The sequence below is a fragment of the Polynucleobacter sp. 35-46-11 genome, assembly GCF_002281105.1.
Genome location: NZ_NCFJ01000715.1, coordinates 1 through 1,093 on the forward strand (window position 1 = coordinate 1; position 1,093 = coordinate 1,093).

Genomic DNA, 1,093 nt, shown 5'->3' on the forward strand with positions numbered 1-1,093 from the left:
AATGGTACTAAGATTAGTCGATATAAGCGATACAATCGATCTGAACCAGAATACCATCCCTTCCCATATGTTCAGGGCTACAACCTGTATAAGAACGCACAGGCTTAGGGTCAGGAAAGTATTCCCCGTAAACCTCATTAAGCGCCTTAATGTTCTTATTTGGTTCGGCAAGCGACATATGCACCTTTAAAACATTTCCCATATTAGTACCTGCCTTTTCCAGAAGGGTTCTCATATGCTCCAATGCACTTCTAATCTGCACCTGTATATCACCCGGTTCTTTTCTTCTGTCAGCATACCAGCCACCAACTCCAGATATAAATACCAGGTGCCCTGACCGGATGCAAGCTGATAAAGGACTAGTACTTGGATATGGACTTGGAATTGCTACTTTCTTAGGGGACCAGTCTGATTTTTGTGCCGGTTCAGCTTCAGCATTTTTTGTACCTATAGCACCAGCTAAAGGAAGAATGGTAAGGCTTTTTAAAATTTCTCTTCTTTTCATGTAGGTAATTGAGATATGAGATGTGAGATAAAAGTTGTTTAAAGATAAAATTGAATAGAATTATTCCGCCTCATAAATTATTTATTTTCGATTACAAGGTATTTTATATTTTTCCGATCAAAGGTGTACGAAATATGCACTCTTCCATCACTGCTTTGAATAATCGCAGGGTAGCTGTATTCCTCCTTTTTGCCATCTTCAAGGAACATTATGTCTGTCCAACTCTTACCATCCGGTGATTGGGCTACATTCAATTTGAACCTTCCGTTAAACCATTCTTTTCCGGGAATTAAGGGATTGTAAACAATTAGCTGAGAGCCATTTTTCAACGTTACCGCATCAGTCCCTGAATTAGGATTGAGCAATTCTGTGCGTTTCATTTTACTCCAGGTAAGTCCCTGATCATCCGACCAGGATTCTATCACATTACCCTGCTTACTTCTGCAAAGGATCTGAAGCCTGCCATCAGGATAAGTCAGGATACTGGGTTGAATTACCCCAAATTCAGTTTCAGGATCAACCGGTATCTTCTGCCATGTTTTACCCTGATCTCCTGATCGTTCGATATGAACTTTCCAGTTTTCATTA

General features: G+C 40.2%; 2 protein-coding genes. Both read right to left on the minus strand.

Going from position 1 to position 1,093, the window contains the following annotated elements:
* Window positions 1–13: 13 nt before the first annotated feature.
* Window positions 14–505: a RidA family protein gene (locus B7Y67_RS19045; protein ID WP_293599972.1), complete on the minus strand. Its 492-nt coding sequence runs from the start codon at window positions 503–505 to the stop codon at window positions 14–16.
* Window positions 506–582: 77 nt separating this feature from the next.
* On the minus strand, window positions 583–1,093 hold a 511-nt coding region (locus B7Y67_RS19050), incomplete at its 5' end, for a sialidase family protein (RefSeq protein ID WP_293599973.1).

Coding starts and splice junctions, on each gene's coding strand:
- B7Y67_RS19045 (WP_293599972.1), bottom strand. CDS start 505: ATGAAAAGAAGAGAAATTTTAAAAAGCCTTACCATTCTTCCTTTAGCT.